Source organism: Ideonella sp., assembly GCF_041914305.1.
Classification (GTDB): Bacteria; Pseudomonadota; Gammaproteobacteria; order Burkholderiales; family Burkholderiaceae_C; genus Ideonella.
The window spans coordinates 323,809-340,239 of the sequence record NZ_JAYSDQ010000004.1 but is presented as its reverse complement, the minus strand read 5'-3'; the positions used below and the strand labels follow the sequence as shown (position 1 = coordinate 340,239).

Here is a 16,431-nt window from a genome sequence, read left to right as displayed (position 1 = left end):
CGAGGTATGGTCCGCGCAGCGCCCAGGGCGCCTCGATGCTCACTCCGCCATCAACCATTGGGCCGGCGCCGTCGCTCCCGAGAGCGATCTTTCCCGCCGATGCGCGCATGAACCTCATCGCTCACGCAAGCTCTCGTTCGCCGTCTGCTGCAACGGACTCATCAAATACTCGATGACCCGTCGCTTGCCGGTCTTGATCTCGACGCTCAGCGTCATTCCCGGAGCCAAGGGAACTGCCTTGCCGTCGACGCGCATGTGCTTGCTGTTCAGCGAGAGCGTGACCGTGTAGAGCGGGCCTCGCTTTTCGTCGATGACTGCGTCAGCGCTGACCTGTGACACGACAGCAGGCACGGTGCCGTAACGTGTGAAGTTGAAGGTCTCGAGCTTGATGGCCGCTTCCTGACCGGACTGCACGAAACCAATGTCCTTGTTCTCCAGCGTCACCTCCGCGCTGAGAGCGGCGTCGTCGGGCACGATGACCATCAAGGGTTGCGCTTCGGTGACCACGCCGCCTTCGGTATGGATGGCCAGTTGCTGCACGGTGCCGGCCACTGGGGCCACCAGGCGCGCCATGCGCTGGCGCTGTTCGGCTTTGGTGGCTTGCGGGGCCAACTGGGCCAGCTTCTCGCGTGCTTGCGCGAGACGCTCGTTCAGCGTGCGGCGGGTTTCAGCCAGATGGGTGGCACGGGCTTGCTGACGCTCGGCGAGCGCCGCCTCGGTCTCTGCCCGACGTGCACGCAGCGTGGCGAGGTCGCTCTCCAGTTCGATGCGTTCGCGGGTGCGGTCTTGGCTGGCGTGGCCAGCCACGAAACCCTGGGCTTGCAAGGCTTGCATGTCGGCCTCGCGCTGGCGCGCCAGCGGCACGGTGGCTTGGAGCTTGGCGATGGCTTCGCTGTTGGTGCCCAGCTCCGCTTGGCGCTGCGCCGCCTCGGCCGTCAGTTGGGCCTGGCGCGCGCGGATGTCAGCCCACTCGGCTTGCGCCACGGCGGTGGCAGTGGGCGACAGTTGGGCGAACTGCAGGTTGCCTGACGCCAGTGCGGCGAGCAGCGCCGAGGTGCTCTGCATTTCGCGCTCTGCCGCGGCTCGCTCGGCCCGCACGGTGTCGCCGTCGGCGCCCGGCGCCGTGGCGTCCAGCTCGATGAGCAGATCCCCCGCCTGCACATGGCTGCCCTCGCGCACGTGTATGGCGCGCACGATGCCCGGCTCCAGTGGTTGGACCAGCTTGGTGTGATCGTTCACCACCAGCCTGCCGGTGGCCGTGGCCACCACGTCGATTTCGGCGAGGATGCTCCAGCCGAGTGCCAGCAAGAAGAAGGCGGCAATCGCCAGCGCAGCCCAACGGGGTGCGGGATGCGGCGGCGTTTCTTGCAGGGCCAGGCGGTCAGGCAGAAATTGCGCCTCGTGTGGCAGCCGTTTCGCACCGTCCAGCTCCTTGCGCAGGCCCCAGGCAGCGCGCAGAACTTGCAGATGGCGGGCCAGCAGTTCAACAACGGGGTGGCGCAGACGTGCTGGTGCAGCCACGGGTGCGGCGCCGTCAACGGCCGTCAAGTCTGGTGACGTGCTCATGGGCGCGCCCCCGACTCGCTTTGGCGCGGCGCTGCATCTACTGGACCCGACTGCAGGCGCCACAAGTGGGCATACAAGCCGCCATGCTTCAGCAGCTCGGCATGGTTGCCTGATTCGACAATGCGGCCCTCGTGCAAGGCGATGATGCGGTTAGCTCCGCGTACAGCGCTCAACCGGTGGGCAATGATGATGACGGTGCGGCCCTTGCAGATGGCGGCCATGTTGGCGTGCACGGCCGCCTCGCTTTCGTAGTCCAGCGCGCTGGTGGCCTCATCGAAGATCAGGATGCGCGGGTCGGTGAACAGTGCGCGGGCAATGGCAATCCGCTGGCGTTGTCCACCCGACAACCGCGTGCCTTGCTCTCCCACCGAGGTGTCGTAGCCCTCGGGCAACTCGCTGATGAACTCGTGCGCGCCGGCCAGCTTGGCAGCGGCAATCACACGGGCCAGCGGTGCGGCCGGGTCGGCTATCGCGATGTTCTCGCGCACGCTGCGGTTGAAGAGCTGGTTCTCTTGCAGCACCACGCCGATTTGGCGGCGCAGTGCCGCGGGGTCGATCAGCGCCAGGTCCAGCCCATCCACACGTACGCGGCCTTGTTCGGGCACATACAGGCGCTGAACCAGCTTGGCCAACGTGCTCTTGCCAGAACCGGAGCGGCCGACCACGCCCAGCACCTCACCAGGGCGCAGTGCCAGGGTGAGTTCATTCAACACGGGCGGCGCATCCGGCCGGTAGCGAAAGCTCACGCGTTCGAACTGGATCTGGCCCTGCAATGTGGGCACGGCCGCCGCGCCATTGGCGAGAGACTCACCGCGCGTGTCCAGCACGTCCGCCAGCCGTCGCATCGACAAACCTGTCTGCTGGAAGTCGGACCACATCTGCGCGATGCGCAATACCGGTTGAGACACCCGCCCGGCGAACATGTTGAATGCGACGAACATGCCGACGGTGAGCGTACCGCTCATGACCTGGTGAGCCCCCATCCACAACAGCGCTGCGTTCGCCAGTTTGGAGGTGAGCTGGATGGACTCATGCCCCAAGCTGGCGAGGTTGCTGGCCCGGAAGCTGGCTGACACATAAGCGGCCAGCTGATCGTCCCAACGGCGGGCCATTTGTGGCTCCAACGCGCCCGCCTTTACCGTTTGTACGGCGGTCACCGTTTCGACCAGCAGTGCCTGGTTTTCGGCGCCCCTGGCAAACTTCTCGTCCAACCGACGGCGCAGCACAGGGACCAGCAGCAGGCTGATGCCGGCGTACAAGGGCAGGGTGGCCAAGACCGCCAAGGTCAGCGGCACGCTGTAGAACAACATGGCCGCGATGAACACGAACGAGAACGCCAGGTCCAGGACCAGCGTGAGTGCGTTGCCGGTCAGGAACGAGCGGATGTTCTCCAGCTCGCGCATTCGCGCGACGGTGTCGCCGACGCGGCGGGCCTGGAAGTACGCCAACGGCAACTGCAGCAGGTGGCGGTACAGCCGGGCCCCCAACTCCACGTCGACGCGACTGGTCGTGTGGCTGAAGACGTAGGTTCGCAACGCCGTCAGGATCGACTCGAACACCACCACGAACACCAGGCCGATCACCAGCACGTTGAGCGTGCTGTCTGCGCGGTGGACCAGCACCTTGTCCATCACGACCTGAAAGAACAGGGGCGAGACGAGGGCGAAGAGTTGCAGCAGCAGCGAGACACCCAGCACCTCCAGCAACAGGCGGCGGTGCTTCACCAGGCTCGGGATGAACCAGGAAAAGTCGAAGCGACGCAATTCACCAGCCAGAGATGCCCGGCTGGCGATGAGCACCAGTTCGCCCGTCCACTGCTCAGCAAAGCGTTCGATCGGCTCGATCAGCGGCGGGGAGGGCGGTGAGGCATCTGCCTCGAAGCGCTGCAGAAGCACACGCTGACCATCGCACTGCGCCAACACCGCCACGCTGCCGTCTTTCATCAGCGCCAACGCCGGCAGCGGTGTGAGTGCGAGACGAGACAATTCGGCCCGAAGATGCTTGGGCCGAAGGCCGATGTGGCGGGCGGCGCGAAGCAGATCCGGCGTGGTGACCGATGACGACGGGCCCAGGCCCATCTGGTGCGCCAAGGCCGCAGGCTCGGCAGCCACCTGATGCAGGCGGGCGATGAGGCACAGCGCTGGTAGCGCTGCCTTCAATCCGGCTGACTGACTGACGTTGTTGGCGCCAAGGTCTTCTTGGGCAGCGTCTATTGAAGCCGAAGCGATTTCGCCGTCGACTGTTGTGGCAATGGATTGCAATCCAAGCCCTCCCCCTCTGGTATGTGAACCGGCCCCTCATGCCGGGCATGCCGCCACGTGCTGCGTGGCGTGCGCCTATCGGGTACCAGTCTAGGGAACGTCGGCTTGGAGCACACCCCCCCTACTGGGGGGATGTCAACAGTTTGTGCAGGCTCACGTTGAGAGCCATCAAGATCCCACCGTGTCGCCGCCGTCTTCTACGGCGACACCGGCCAGCAGCGCCACATCCCGCACATTCTTCTGCACCGCCACCGCGGCAAAGAGGCTCATCAAGAAGCCCATGGCGTAGAAGCCTTTTTCGCTCGCGCTGAGGGTCGCGTTCCACAGGCCGATCGCCAGCAGCGCCACGGACAAGCCAAGCGAGAACCAGCACAGGCTGAAGTAGATGCCAGTGACCGGGATGCCTTCGAGACGGTCGCGCACCGACTTCTGCAGCGACACGGCCGAGAACAGGCCATACATCAGCAAGGTGAAGTAGTAGCCCTTCTCGTTGAGCGCCATGTTGGCGTTCCACAGGCCGAAGAGGTAGGTCGCCGCGCCGACGAACAGCGCTGCCCATGAGGCGCCGATGAAGGCGCCGGTCGGGCGCTGAAGGGTCTTGGGTTGACGGGGCATGGCGTGTTCTCCTCCTTGATGGCCCGGCAGTGTAGGTGCGGCCCTGTGGCCTCGCCAGGCGGGCGAGCCCGGGGCCAGCACGTTTCCCATCATCTTGTTGAGCACCCGTGCGCGCGACGCACCGATGCGCGGCGGATCAGGCCGCCGGCGGCACCGTGTCGACGAAGCTCGGCCGGGCGGCCAGCTTGTCGTAGAGCTTGTGCAGGTTGGCGTGCTCGGCGCGCCAGTCGATGGCCGGGTAGCGGAAGTCGAGGTAGCCGAGCGCGCAGCCGACGGCGATGTCGGCCAGCGTGAAGTGGATGCCGGTGCAGTGCGGCTTGTCGGCCAGGCCGCGGCTCATGGCTTTGAGTGCCGCGTCGACGCGGGTCATCTGGCGGTCGGCCCAGGCCTGGCTGCGTTGGGCTTCGGTGCGGCCGGCCCAGTGCATCTCGAGCCGCGCCAGGATGCTGGCGTCGAGCAAGCCGTCGGCCAAGGCCTCCCAGGTGCGCACCTCGACGCGCTCGCGGCCGCTGGCGGGGATCAGCTTGCCGACCGGCGACAGGGTGTCGACGTATTCGACGATCACGCGCGAGTCGAACACCGCCTCGCCGCCTTCCATCACCAGGCACGGCACCTTGCCGAGCGGGTTGGCCGCGAGGATCGCATCGCCGCCCCAGACGTCTTCCAGCACAAACTGGTAGTCGAGCTTCTTTTCGGCCAGCACGATGCGGACCTTGCGCACATAGGGGCTGGTGTAGGAGCCGATCAGTTTCATGTGGTGTGTGGACTTCCCTTGGTGAACGATTCTATCGAAGCACCCCTCGCGCCATGCGGCTTCGTCGGCCGGGTCGCCCCCCTAAAATGACGGACCGCCTCGAATGCGGCCGCCCACGGGCGAGCGCCGCATCCCAACGAATCAAAGGACTTGCCGCAGCCATGGCCATGCCCAACCCCCTCTCGACCCTGATGGCCCTGTCTCCGCTCGATGGCCGCTACGCGCCGAAGGTGGCGTCGCTGCGCCCGCTGCTGTCTGAATTCGGGCTGATGCACCGCCGCGTTCAGGTGGAAGTGGAATGGTTCATCGCGTTGTCCGACGCGGGCCTGGAGGGTTTCCCGCCTTTTTCCGAAGCGGCGCGCGGCCTGCTGCGCGGCCTGGTGGTGCGCTTCTCTGAAGCCGATGCGGCAGCGATCAAGGACATCGAGAAAACCACCAACCACGATGTGAAGGCGGTCGAATATTGGCTGAAGTCGCGGCTGGAGAATCAGGCCGAGCTGAAGGCGGCGTCCGAATTCGTGCATTTCGCCTGCACCAGCGAAGACATCAACAACACCAGCCACGCGCTGATGCTGAAGGCCGCGCGCACCGAGGTGGTGCTGCCCGCGATCGACAAGATCGTCACCAAGCTGACCGAGATGGCCAAGGCCTTCGCCGCGGTGCCGATGCTGTCGCGCACGCACGGCCAGACCGCCAGCCCGACCACCGTGGGCAAGGAGATCGCCAACGTGGTGGCGCGCCTGCACGCCGCGCGGGCCCGCATCGCCGACGTGAAGCTGCTGGCCAAGATGAACGGCGCGGTGGGCAACTACAACGCGCACCTGGTCGCCTACCCGACCAAGGATTGGGAGGCCTTCTCGCGCCAGGTCGTCGAGCAGCGCCTGGGCCTGGTCTTCAACCCCTACACGATCCAGATCGAGCCGCACGACTACATGGCCGAGCTGTTCGATGCGGTCACGCGCACCAACACGATCCTGATCGACTGGTCGCGCGATGTCTGGGGCTACATCTCGCTGGGCTTCTTCAAGCAGCGCCTGAAGGAAGGCGAGGTCGGTTCGTCGGCGATGCCGCACAAGGTCAACCCGATCGATTTCGAGAACGCCGAGGGCAACTTCGGCCTGGCCAACGCGCTGTTGACGCACCTGTCGCAAAAGCTGCCGATCAGCCGCTGGCAGCGTGACCTGACCGACTCCACCGTGCTGCGCAACATGGGCGTGGCGCTGGGCTACGCGGTGCTGGGCTACGACTCGCTGGCGCGCGGGCTCGACAAGCTCGAGCTGAACACCGAGGCCCTGGCCGCCGACCTGGACGGCGCCTGGGAGGTGCTGGCCGAGGCGATCCAGACGGTGATGCGCCGCCATGGCGTGCCGCAACCCTACGAGCAGTTGAAGGCGTTCACGCGCGGCAAGCCGATGACACGCGAGCTGATGCAGGGCTTCATCAACGACCCGGCGCTGAAGTTGCCGGCCGAAGAAAAGGCCCGCCTGCTGGCGATGACACCGGCCGACTACACCGGCCTGGCCGCGACGCTGGCGCAGCGCATCGGCTGAGTGGCCGTGCGCGGCCCGCGCCCGGTCACTGAGCAAAACCGCTGAGGGCAGCAGGGCGTGAACTGCCTACACTCGGCGCACCAAGAAATGTGCGCACCGAGGGAGGACTCATGCACGACCACAACACCGACGGCAGCGGTGGGGCCCACACGCCCGCACCGTTCGCCCCCACCCAACCCAGCCTGCTCGATGCACCGCCGGCCAGCGGCCCGCAGCGCCTGAGCGTCGAGTTCACCGGCTCGGGCAGCGAGTACTTCCGCATCTGGCTGGTCAACCTGCTGCTGAGCATCGTCACGCTCAGCCTCTATCGCCCGTTCGCCAAGGCGCGCCGCCTGGCCTACTTCCATGGCAACACGCTCGTCGGCGGCCAGCCGCTGGGTTTTCACGGCAACCCGTGGAAGATGCTGCGCGGCTACCTGCTGATGCTGCTGTTCGGCGGCGTCTACTTCGTGTCGGGCCGTTTCTCGCCGGTGGCCGCCGGCGTGGCGCTGGTCTGCTTCGCGTTGCTGTGGCCCGCGCTGTGGCGCGCCTCGCTGCAGTTCCGCCTGGCCAACACCAGCTGGCGCGGTCTGCGCTTCGGCTTCAGCGGCGACCTGGGCGGCGCCTACCGGGCGATGCTGCCGGCCGTCGTGCCGTGGCTCGGCTTTCTCGCGGCCGGCCTGTTGATGCCCCGGCCGGACGCCGACAGCGCCGCGCCCGTCGCGCCGCCGGCCGGCGTGATGGCCCTGGTGGGCCTGTCGTTCGCCGCGATGCTGCTGGTGATGCCCTTGTCGCTGGCGTGGATCAAGCGCTACCAGCATGGCCACTACCGCTATGCCGGCGAGCAGACGCAGCTGGACGCCGGCCCCGGCCGGTTCTATGTCTATGCGCTGAAGCTGCTGGGCGTTGCGCTGGTGATGCTGGTGGCCAGCGGCATCTTCGCCGCGCTGGTGATGGCCGGTGCGTTTGTCGACGCCGCCCCCGGCCGCGGCCGCGCACCGGGCGCGGTGGCTCTGGTGCTGTTGGCGCTCGGCTTCTATCTGCCGTACTTCCTGCTGCTGTTGCCCTACGGCCAGTCGCGGCTGCAGAACCTGGTGTGGGGCCACACCCGCTCGCAGGCGCTGCAGTGCCACAGCGCACTGCGCCTGTGGCCGCTGGGCAAGCTGACGCTGAAGAACCTCGTGCTGGTGATCTGCACGCTCGGCCTGTACTGGCCGTTCGCCGCGATCGCGATGGCGCGCCTGCGCCTGTCGGCGATCAGCGTCGACCTCGATGGCGACCTGTCGCAGTGGCAGGCCGGCGCCAACGGCGGCCAGAATGACGCCACCGGCGACGCCACCGGCGACGCCGCCGGTGACTTCTTCGGCATCGACATGGGCCTGTGAACACGACCACCCCGTCCCCCGCCACGCCACCCCTGGCCACCGAGTATTTCGATGGCCAGCGCCCGGTGGCCCAGGCCGTCACGCTGCGCATCGACGACGGCGACCTGCTGATCGAAGGCGCCGGGGTCAGCCGCCGCGTGCCGCGCCGCCAGCTGCGCTGGCCCGAACGGCAGCGTCACGGCGCGCGGCTGATGTACCTGCCGCAGCACGGCCTGATCAGCCATGGCGACGGCGCCGGTTGGGACGCCTGGACCCGCGCCCAAGGCCTGCGCGACCCCTGGGTGGTGCGCTGGATGCAGAGCTGGCGCGGCGTGCTGTGGGCGCTGCTGGCCTGCGTGCTGGTGGCCGTGTCGGCCTGGCAATGGGGCGTGCCGTGGATCGGCCGCGCCGCACTGGCCGCGATCCCGGCCTCGCTCGACCAGACGGTCGGCGAGCAGGCGCTGGCGTCGTTCGACCGCGAGGGCCTGAACAAGAGCCAGCTCAGCGCCGATCGCCAGGCCGCCATCCGCCGCACGTTCGCCGCCGCGGTCGAGCGGGCCTACCCGGCCGACGCACGGCCGGCCTACACGCTGCACTTTCGCAGCGCCGGGCGGATGAAGATCGGCCCCAATGCGTTCGCGCTGCCGGGCGGGCAGATGGTGTTGACCGATGAGCTGGCCGAGCTGCTGGCCGACGCGCCCGACGTGACCACCGGCGTGCTGGCCCACGAGCTGGGCCATGTGCGGCACCGCCACGGCATGCGCACCGTCGTGCAGGCCAGCCTGCTGGCCGGCTTGGCGGGCCTGGTGGTGGGTGATTTTTCCAGCGTGCTGGCCACGGTGCCGGCGGTGCTGGGCCAGCAGGCCTATGCGCGCGATTTCGAACGCGAGGCCGACGAGGAGGCGATTGCGGTGTTGCGCGCCAACGGTGTGCGGCCGAGCCAGATGGTGGTGCTGTTCGACCGCCTGGCGGCCTGGCGCCAGCGCCAGGGCGGCGCCGACCTCACCGACCTGCCGATCGCGGTGGCCGACCACCCGGCCGACGCCGAGCGCACACGCGCCTTCCGCGACGCCGATTCGGCGCGCTGACCCCGCCGCGGCGGCAGCCGCCGCTCAGCGCGTGGCCACCACCACCGGCAGCGGGCGGGCGGCGCTCAGGCCCCCGTTGGCCGAGGCCTCGGCCTCCGGCGACAGCATCGCCATGCAGGCGCTGATCAGCACGACCGAAGCGATCACCGAGCCGCCCAGCATCAGCAGCGGCGACCAGGTCAGCCACGTCACCAGGCGGTGGGGCTTGTCTTGCAGAGTGTTTCGCATCTGGGTTCCGGGGACAGGGGTGGGTGAGACGGCCTGTCCATTTCAGGACGGCCATAACCACACATACGCAAACCGGCCGCCAAACCGGACACTAGCCCCCAGCTGTTACATCATTGCGTCACTCCGCGTGACCTGACGCACGAAAACGCACCGGGGCGGTGCGCCGTCGGGGGCCTCTCGCGGCGGCCCCGTGCCGTGCCGTCAAGGGCGGCGTCGCCCACCGGCCGCCGATGGTGGGCGCGGCCCAGGCCCGTCTCCCTAAAATGCGGCGCATGCACTTTCCCAAGATGCTGGCCGAGGCCAGTGCGCGCCACCAGTCGCTGTTGTGCGTCGGGCTCGACCCGGACCCGGCGAAGTTCCCGGCCCCGTGGCAAGGCGACGCCAGCCGGATCCACGACTTCTGCGCCCGCATCGTCGACGCCACCAAGGACCTGGTCTGCGCCTTCAAGCCGCAGATCGCCTACTTCGCCGCGCACCGCGCCGAAGACCAGCTCGAGCGGCTGATGGCCTACATCCGCCGCGTCGCGCCCGAGGTGCCGGTGATCCTGGACGCCAAGCGCGGCGACATCGGCCCGACCGCCACGCAGTACGCGCGCGAGGCCTTCGAGCGCTACCAGGCCGACGCGGTGACGCTGTCGCCGTTCATGGGCCAGGACTCGATCGAGCCCTACCTGAAGTACGACGGCAAGGGCCTGATCCTGCTGTGCCGCACGTCCAACCCCGGCGGCAGCGACCTGCAAGCCCAGGTGCTGGCCAGCGGCGACCACCTGTACGAGCATGTGGCCAAGCTGGCGGCCGGCGCGTGGGACCTCGATGGCCGGCTGGGCCTGGTCGTCGGGGCCACGTTCCCGCGCGAGCTGGCCCGGGTGCGCGCGCTGGCGCCGACGCTGCCGCTGCTGATCCCGGGGGTCGGCGCCCAGGGCGGCGATGCCGCCGAGACGGTGAAGGCGGCCTGGCGGCCCGACGCGCCCATCATCGTCAACTCGTCGCGCGCGGTGCTGTACGCCGGCAGCGGCGAAGACTTCGCCAGCCGGGCCCGCGCGGTGGCCGACGCGACCCGGCTCGAGCTGGATGCCGCGCGCGGTTGAAACCGGCACCACCGAGGGAAGCCCCATCACGGGCTTCTCCGGTTTCGGCGGACACTCGTCCGTTCCTCACTTTCACGCAACGGCAGTACCAGTGGCTGGCAGGCTTTCCCCGGAGGGGTTCGCATCGACCGCCCGCCAGCGTTTCCTGATCGGCGCTGGGGTGGCCGCCGCCGCCGTCGGCGCGCTCGCCTGGCTGCTGCCCGAGGCCTGGCCGGCGCCGGCCCGCGCGGTTGCGGTCGCCGCCGGCGCGCTGCTGGCGCTGGGCGCCGCGGCCTGGCCGCTGTGGCGGGCGGTGTCGGCCAGCGGCGCCGCCGCCGCCAGTGCCAACAAGCACCTGGCCGACTGGCTGGATGTCACCGCCCACGCCTACATCGAGCTCGACGAGCGCGGCCAGGTGCTCGAATCGACCTCGCACGGCGAACACTCGCTGTTCGGCGCCGAGCCGCCGCAAGTGGGCCAGGCGCTGTGGGCCCTGGCGCAGGCCCAGCTGGCGCCCGAGGTGGCGCAGCGCCTGCGCCGCGCGGTGCAGGCCCGCGAGGCCTGGCCCGAGATCGAGCTCGACTGGGCCGACGGCCGCGGCGGCCTGCGCCCGTTGAGCCTGTGTGGCGTGCCGCGCTTCGACGCGCTGGGCCACTTCGTCGGCCACTGGGTGCTGCTGCGCGACCGCCGCGCCGAGGTCCACACCCGCGACGCACTGAAGGCCACCGAAACCCGTTTCCACGACCTGTTCCGCCGCATCCCGCAGCCGCTGGTGCTGCACCGCGCGGGCATCGTGATGGACGCCAACCCGGCCGCGGTCGCGCTGTTCGGCCACCAGGACCTGCACTCGATGCTGGGCAGCAACCTGCTCGAGCGATATGCCGAAGGCGACGACCGCGAGCGAGCCCTGGCCCGCCTGCGCCTGGTCGACGGCCTGCAGCTCGGGCAGACGCTGCCGGCCAGCGAATACCGCCTGCAGCCCGCCCAGGGCAAGCCGCTGATCGTGCAGGTCAGCAGCGCGCCGGTGGACGTTGAAGATGGCCGGGCCACGCTGTCGATCTACACCGACGAGACCGAGCGCCGCGAGGCCGAGCAGGCGGTCCAGCGCTCGGAGGCGTTCTTGTCGCACCTGGTGTCGACCAGCCCCGACCTGATCACGCTGACCGAGCTGGCCACCGGCCGCTACACGATGGTCAACCCGGCATTCGAGCGCATCACCGGCTGGACGGCCGCCGAGGTGCTGGGCCACACCTCGGTCGAGTTCGGCCTGTGGGTCGACCATGACGACCGCTACCGCCTGGTCGCCACGCTGAAGGAGCACGGCCATGCGCAGAACTTCGCGGCCGGCATGCGCATCCGCAACGGCCAGGTGCTGACGATGCTGCTGTCGGCCGCGGTGTTCGCGATGGACGGGCGCGACTACCTGGTGATCAGCGCGCGCGACGTGACCGCCGCCGAGCAGGCGCAGCTCGAGCGCGAGGCGATCCTCGACAACGCGCTGATGGGCATCGCCTTGACGCGCGACCAGCAGTTCATCCTCGTCAACCCACGCTTCGAGCAGATGTTCGGCTGGCCGCCGGGCGTGATCGTCGGCCAGCACGGCAGCGTGGTCTGGCCGACCCCCGGCGACCACCAGGCGGTGGGCCGCGAGGTGGGCCCGGCGCTGGGCCGCGGCGAACAGATCGAGATCGAGCGCCCGATGATGCGGCGCGACGGCAGCGTGTTTCTCTGCCGGCTGCTGGCCAAGGCGCTGGCCGGCACCGGCCCGGGCCGCGGCGGCACGATCTGGCTGGCCGAGGACGTGACCGAGAAGCGCCAGGTCGAGCAGGCCCTGGCCAAGGCGCGCGACGACGCCGAGGCCGCCAGCCGCGCCAAGAGCGCCTTCCTGGCCAACACCAGCCACGAGATCCGCACGCCGCTCAACGCGTTGCTCGGGCTGGCGCGCCTGGCACGGCAACCGGGCGTGGACGAATCGCGCCGGCGCCAGTACATCGAGCAGATCAGCGACTCGGCCGAGACGCTGTCGGGCATCCTGTCCGACATCCTCGACCTGTCGAAGATCGAGGCCGGCAAGATGCACCTGGACCAGATCCCGTTCGACCTGCACGGGCTGCTGCGCACGGTGCACCAGGCCTACGGCTCGCTGGCCGACACCAAGGGGCTGGAGATGTCGGTCGAGCTGGACAGCGACCTGCCGCCGGTGGTCATCGGCGACCCGGTGCGGGTGCGGCAGATCCTCAGCAACTACCTGAACAACGCGCTGAAATTCACCGAGAGCGGCGGCATCCGGCTGTCGGTGCTGTGGTCGCGCGCGCGCCGGCTGCGCTTCGAGGTCACCGACACCGGCCCCGGCATCGACGAGTCGCAGCAGGCGCTGCTGTTCCGGCCCTTCTCGCAGGTCGACGTGTCGCGCGCGCGGCGCGTGGGCGGCACCGGCCTGGGCCTGTCGATCTGCCGCCAGCTGGCCGAGCAGATGGGCGGCGAGGTCGGCGTGGTCAGCGTGCCGGGCCAGGGCAGCTGCTTCTGGGCCGAGCTGCCGCTGCCCGCCGGCGACGACGAGGCGCTCGATTCTGGCTCCAGCGGCTTCGGCGCCGACCCGATCAGCGGCTCGCGCGTGCTGATGGTCGAGGACAACGCGGTCAACATGATGATCGCGGTGGCGCTGCTCGAGCAGTGGGGCGTCGAGGTCTCGCAGGCCGGCGACGGCCAGGAGGCGATCGAAGCGGTCGACCGCGCCCAGGCCCGCGGCCGGCCGTTCGACATGGTGCTGATGGACGTGCAGATGCCCGGCATGAGCGGCCATGAAGCGACCCGCCTGCTGCGCCAGCGCCACCCGCCCAACCGGCTGCCGGTGATCGCGCTGACGGCCGCGGCGCTGGTGTCCGAGCGGGACCAGGCGCTGGCCGCCGGCATGAACGACTTCCTGACCAAGCCGATCGATGCGGCCCGCCTGCGCAACACGCTGGTGCGTGCGCTGCGCATGCGCGACACGGCCTGAACACACGGCCGCCACCGCGCCGCGGCAGCGGCCACAATCCGGCCACCTCGACGTGACCGAAAGCCTCTGCCCATGACACCCCTGCGCCTCACCCGCCGCCCATGGCTGCTGTCCGCCGCCGCGCTGCTCACCGCCCTGGCCGCACCGGCCACGTGGGCGCAGGCCGTGCTGCGCGTCACCGCGATCCCCGACGAGGCGCCGACCGAGCTGGCGCGCAAGTTCGCGCCGCTCGGCCGCTACCTCGAAACCCAGCTGGGCATGAAGGTCGAGTGGACGCCGGTCACCGACTACGCCGCCGCGGTCGAGGCGCTGGTCAACCGCAAGGTCGACCTGGCCTGGTTCGGTGGCTTCACCTTCGTGCAGGCCAACGTGCGCTCGGGCGGCCAGGTGCTGCCGCTGGTGCAGCGCGAGGAAGACACCAAGTTCCGCTCGGTCTTCATCACCGACGCCGGCAGCGGCATCAAGCAGCTGGCCGACCTGAAGGGCCGCACCGTCAGCTTCGGCTCGGCCTCCAGCACCTCGGGCCACCTGATGCCGCGCCACGTGCTGCTGGCCGCGGGGCTGAACCCCGAGGCCGACTTCAAGCGCATCGCGTTCTCGGGCGCGCACGACGCGACGATCGCCGCGGTCGCCTCGGGCAAGGTCGACGCGGGCGCCTTGAACATCTCGGTGTGGGAGAAGTTCGTCGCCGACAAGAAGGTCGACACCAGCCAGGTCAAGGTCTTCTTCACCACGCCGCCGTACTACGACTACAACTGGAGCGTGAGCGCCGCGATGCCGGCCGAGCTGCGCGAGAAGATCCGCAAGGCCTTCCTGGCGCTCGACCCGGCCAACCCGGCGCAGCAGGAGATCCTGGCGCTGCAGCGCGCGACGCGCTTCGTGCCGACCTCGCCCGAGAACTACAACAGCATCCGCGCCGCGGCCGAGAACGCCGGCTTGTTGAAGTGAGCGGGCGGCGAGCCCGCCGTCGTGCGCGCTGAGGCGCGATTCGAGCCGCCGGGGCCACGGTTCATCGCAAACCGCCGGTGGTGCGGCGGGTGTTGCCCTAAGCTGCGCCCCCATGCGCAAAACCATCCTCCGCACCCTCGGTGGCCTGTTGGCGGCCGGGCTGTTGACCGCCACGGTCTTCGTCGTCAACCTGATCTGGTTCCGGCCCTTCAGCCTGAACCATTTCTACGAGAAGGTGTTCGTCAGCTTCATGCTCGACAACCCCGAGCTGCTGACGATGATGGGCATCGCCGAGCAGTTCGGCTACCGCCGCCACAACGCCCACCTGAACGACGAGTCGCAGGCCAAGGCCGAGCGTGATTTCGCGCAGTGGCACCAGAACCTGGCCGACCTGAAGGCCTACGACCTCGGCCGCCAGACCGAGGAGCAGCGGCTGTCGACCCGGGTGCTGACCTGGTTCATCGAGAGCCAGCTCGAAGGCGAGCGTTTCCAGCTCCACAACTACCCGGTCAACCAGCTGTTCGGCGTGCAGAGCCAGACGCCGGACTTCCTGATCAACCAGCACCGCATCGACGACCGGCGCGGCGCCGACGACTACCTGGCACGCCTGGGCGAGATCGGCCGCAAGTTCGCCCAGGTGCAAGAAGGCCTGGTGCTGCGGGAGCAGAAGGGCATCGTGCCGCCGCGCTTCGTGATCGAGCGGGTGCTGGCCGAGATGCGGGGCTTTGCCGGCAAGCCCGCGGCCGAGAACCCGCTGTGCGTCAATTTCACGACCAAGGTCGACGCGCTGGCCGATGTCACCGCCGCCGACAAGCCGGCGCTGAAAGCCCGCTGCCCCGACGTCGTCGACCGGGTCGTGCGGCCGGCCTACCAAGCGCTGATCACCTTTTTCGAGGGCCAGCTCACGCGAGCCACCACCGACGACGGTGTCTGGAAGCTGCCCGACGGCGACGCCTACTACGCCTACCGGGTGCGCCACGAGACCACCAGCAACATGACGCCGCAGCAGGTGCACGACCTGGGCCTGTCCGAGGTGGCGCGCATCGAAGCCGAGATGAAGGCGATCCTCAGCGCCCAGGGGCAGCTGCGCGACGGCGAGACGCCGGCGCAGGCGCTGGGCCGGCTGGCCAAGGACCCGCAGTTCCTGTACCCGGACGACGACGCCGGCCGCCAGCAGGCGCTGGCCACCTACAGCCGGATGATCGCCGAGCAGCTGGAACGCTCGCGGGCGGTGATCGGCCTGAGCCCGAAGGCGCCGATCGAGGTGCAGCGGGTGCCCGAGTTCAAGCAGAAGACGGCGCCCGGCGCCTACTACCAGTCGCCGGCGATGGACGGAACCCGGCCCGGCGTCTTCTACGCCAACCTGCGCGACATGGGCGCGCTGCCCAAGTTCGGCATGCGCACCTTGTCGATCCACGAGGGCGTGCCCGGCCACCACTTCCAGATCGCGCTGTCGCAAGAGCAGCAGGGCGGGCCGACCTTCCGCAAGGTGCTGCCGTTCACCGCCTACATGGAGGGCTGGGCGCTGTATGCCGAATGGCTGGGCACCGAGCTGGGCGTCTACAAGGACGACCCCTTCAGCGACCTCGGCCGGCTGCAGGCCGAGATGTTCCGCGCGGTGCGGCTGGTGGTCGACACCGGCATCCACGCCAAGCGCTGGACCCGCCAGCAGGCGATCGACTACATGCTCGGCAAGACCGGCATGGCCGAGGGCGAGGTGGTGGCCGAGATCGAACGCTACATCGTCGACCCGGGCCAGGCGCTGGCCTACAAGGTGGGCATGCTGAGCATCCGCGCGGCCCGTGACCGGGCCGAGAAGGCGCTCGGCGCGAAGTGGAACGCCGAGGCCGAGAAGGCCTTCCACGACGTGGTGCTGCGCGGCGGCGCGCTGCCGCTGGCGATCCTCGACGAGCAGGTCGACGCCTGGATCAAGCGCCAGATGTAGCACCCCGGCAGCGGCTGAACTTCGACCTGAAACCGGCCGCGACGAAACACCCTGCAACCGGCCCGAAA

12 protein-coding genes are annotated in these 16,431 nt (G+C 69.2%); 7 read left to right on the top strand and 5 right to left on the bottom strand.

Annotated elements, in window-relative coordinates:
- Positions 1-114: 114 nt before the first annotated feature.
- From ACE3SG_RS07975 to ACE3SG_RS07960, 4 genes are all read right to left on the bottom strand, one after another.
- Positions 115-1,566, bottom strand: coding sequence for an HlyD family type I secretion periplasmic adaptor subunit (locus tag ACE3SG_RS07975; protein WP_374563898.1), 1,452 nt, complete (start codon positions 1,564-1,566; stop codon positions 115-117).
- The gene (locus ACE3SG_RS07970; protein WP_374563896.1) at positions 1,563-3,827 is read right to left on the bottom strand and encodes a type I secretion system permease/ATPase; all 2,265 of its coding nucleotides are present in this window, start codon (positions 3,825-3,827) and stop codon (positions 1,563-1,565) included. Before ACE3SG_RS07970 ends, ACE3SG_RS07975 begins: the two co-directional genes overlap by 4 nt.
- Before the next feature lie 168 nt (positions 3,828-3,995).
- Complete coding sequence (gene yiaA / locus ACE3SG_RS07965; protein WP_374563895.1) at positions 3,996-4,442, bottom strand: inner membrane protein YiaA; 447 nt, start codon at positions 4,440-4,442, stop codon at positions 3,996-3,998.
- A gap of 136 nt (positions 4,443-4,578) precedes the next feature.
- Positions 4,579-5,196 (bottom strand): glutathione S-transferase N-terminal domain-containing protein, encoded by a 618-nt coding sequence (locus tag ACE3SG_RS07960; protein WP_374563893.1) that lies wholly within the window; start codon positions 5,194-5,196, stop codon positions 4,579-4,581.
- Positions 5,197-5,363: 167 nt separating this feature from the next.
- On the opposite strand from ACE3SG_RS07960, the gene purB reads away from it, so the two are divergent.
- The 3 genes from purB (at position 5,364) to ACE3SG_RS07945 (ending at position 9,177) form a co-directional block, all read left to right on the top strand.
- Positions 5,364-6,746: an adenylosuccinate lyase gene (gene purB, locus ACE3SG_RS07955; RefSeq protein ID WP_374563891.1), complete on the top strand. Its 1,383-nt coding sequence runs from the start codon at positions 5,364-5,366 to the stop codon at positions 6,744-6,746.
- 110 nt (positions 6,747-6,856) lie between these two features.
- Positions 6,857-8,110 carry a YjgN family protein gene (locus tag ACE3SG_RS07950; RefSeq protein ID WP_374563889.1) on the top strand — a complete coding sequence of 418 codons (1,254 nt, stop codon included), beginning with the start codon at positions 6,857-6,859 and terminating at the stop codon, positions 8,108-8,110.
- Positions 8,107-9,177: a M48 family metallopeptidase gene (locus tag ACE3SG_RS07945; protein ID WP_374563887.1), complete on the top strand. Its 1,071-nt coding sequence runs from the start codon at positions 8,107-8,109 to the stop codon at positions 9,175-9,177. Before ACE3SG_RS07950 ends, ACE3SG_RS07945 begins: the two co-directional genes overlap by 4 nt.
- 24 nt (positions 9,178-9,201) lie before the next feature.
- Here ACE3SG_RS07945 and ACE3SG_RS07940 read toward each other — a convergent pair whose 3' ends face one another.
- Positions 9,202-9,405, bottom strand: a complete 204-nt coding sequence (locus ACE3SG_RS07940) for a hypothetical protein (protein ID WP_374563885.1) — start codon at positions 9,403-9,405, stop codon at positions 9,202-9,204.
- 272 nt (positions 9,406-9,677) lie between these two features.
- On the opposite strand from ACE3SG_RS07940, the gene pyrF reads away from it, so the two are divergent.
- The 4 genes from pyrF to ACE3SG_RS07920 all read left to right on the top strand — a co-directional run bounded on the left by pyrF (position 9,678) and on the right by ACE3SG_RS07920 (position 16,363).
- Positions 9,678-10,493, top strand: a complete 816-nt coding sequence (pyrF, locus tag ACE3SG_RS07935) for an orotidine-5'-phosphate decarboxylase (RefSeq protein ID WP_374563883.1) — start codon at positions 9,678-9,680, stop codon at positions 10,491-10,493.
- 160 nt (positions 10,494-10,653) lie between these two features.
- On the top strand, positions 10,654-13,470 hold the full coding sequence (locus ACE3SG_RS07930; RefSeq protein WP_374563882.1) for a PAS domain S-box protein: 2,817 nt from the start codon (positions 10,654-10,656) through the stop codon (positions 13,468-13,470).
- A 72-nt stretch (positions 13,471-13,542) separates the two neighbouring features.
- Complete coding sequence (locus tag ACE3SG_RS07925) at positions 13,543-14,418, top strand: putative selenate ABC transporter substrate-binding protein (protein WP_374563880.1); 876 nt, start codon at positions 13,543-13,545, stop codon at positions 14,416-14,418.
- A 112-nt stretch (positions 14,419-14,530) separates the two neighbouring features.
- Positions 14,531-16,363 (top strand): DUF885 family protein, encoded by a 1,833-nt coding sequence (locus ACE3SG_RS07920; RefSeq protein ID WP_374563878.1) that lies wholly within the window; start codon positions 14,531-14,533, stop codon positions 16,361-16,363.
- The last annotated feature ends 68 nt before the right edge of the window (positions 16,364-16,431 follow it).

Bases quoted from the DNA above. Each gene is read 5' to 3' on its own strand.
- ACE3SG_RS07975 (WP_374563898.1), bottom strand. From the start codon at position 1,566: ATGAGCACGTCACCAGACTTGACGGCCGTTGACGGCGCCGCACCCGTG.
- yiaA (WP_374563895.1), bottom strand. From the start codon at position 4,442: ATGCCCCGTCAACCCAAGACCCTTCAGCGCCCGACCGGCGCCTTCATC.
- ACE3SG_RS07960 (WP_374563893.1), bottom strand. From the start codon at position 5,196: ATGAAACTGATCGGCTCCTACACCAGCCCCTATGTGCGCAAGGTCCGC.
- purB (WP_374563891.1), top strand. From the start codon at position 5,364: ATGCCCAACCCCCTCTCGACCCTGATGGCCCTGTCTCCGCTCGATGGC.
- ACE3SG_RS07950 (WP_374563889.1), top strand. From the start codon at position 6,857: ATGCACGACCACAACACCGACGGCAGCGGTGGGGCCCACACGCCCGCA.
- ACE3SG_RS07940 (WP_374563885.1), bottom strand. From the start codon at position 9,405: ATGCGAAACACTCTGCAAGACAAGCCCCACCGCCTGGTGACGTGGCTG.
- pyrF (WP_374563883.1), top strand. From the start codon at position 9,678: ATGCACTTTCCCAAGATGCTGGCCGAGGCCAGTGCGCGCCACCAGTCG.
- ACE3SG_RS07925 (WP_374563880.1), top strand. From the start codon at position 13,543: ATGACACCCCTGCGCCTCACCCGCCGCCCATGGCTGCTGTCCGCCGCC.
- ACE3SG_RS07920 (WP_374563878.1), top strand. From the start codon at position 14,531: ATGCGCAAAACCATCCTCCGCACCCTCGGTGGCCTGTTGGCGGCCGGG.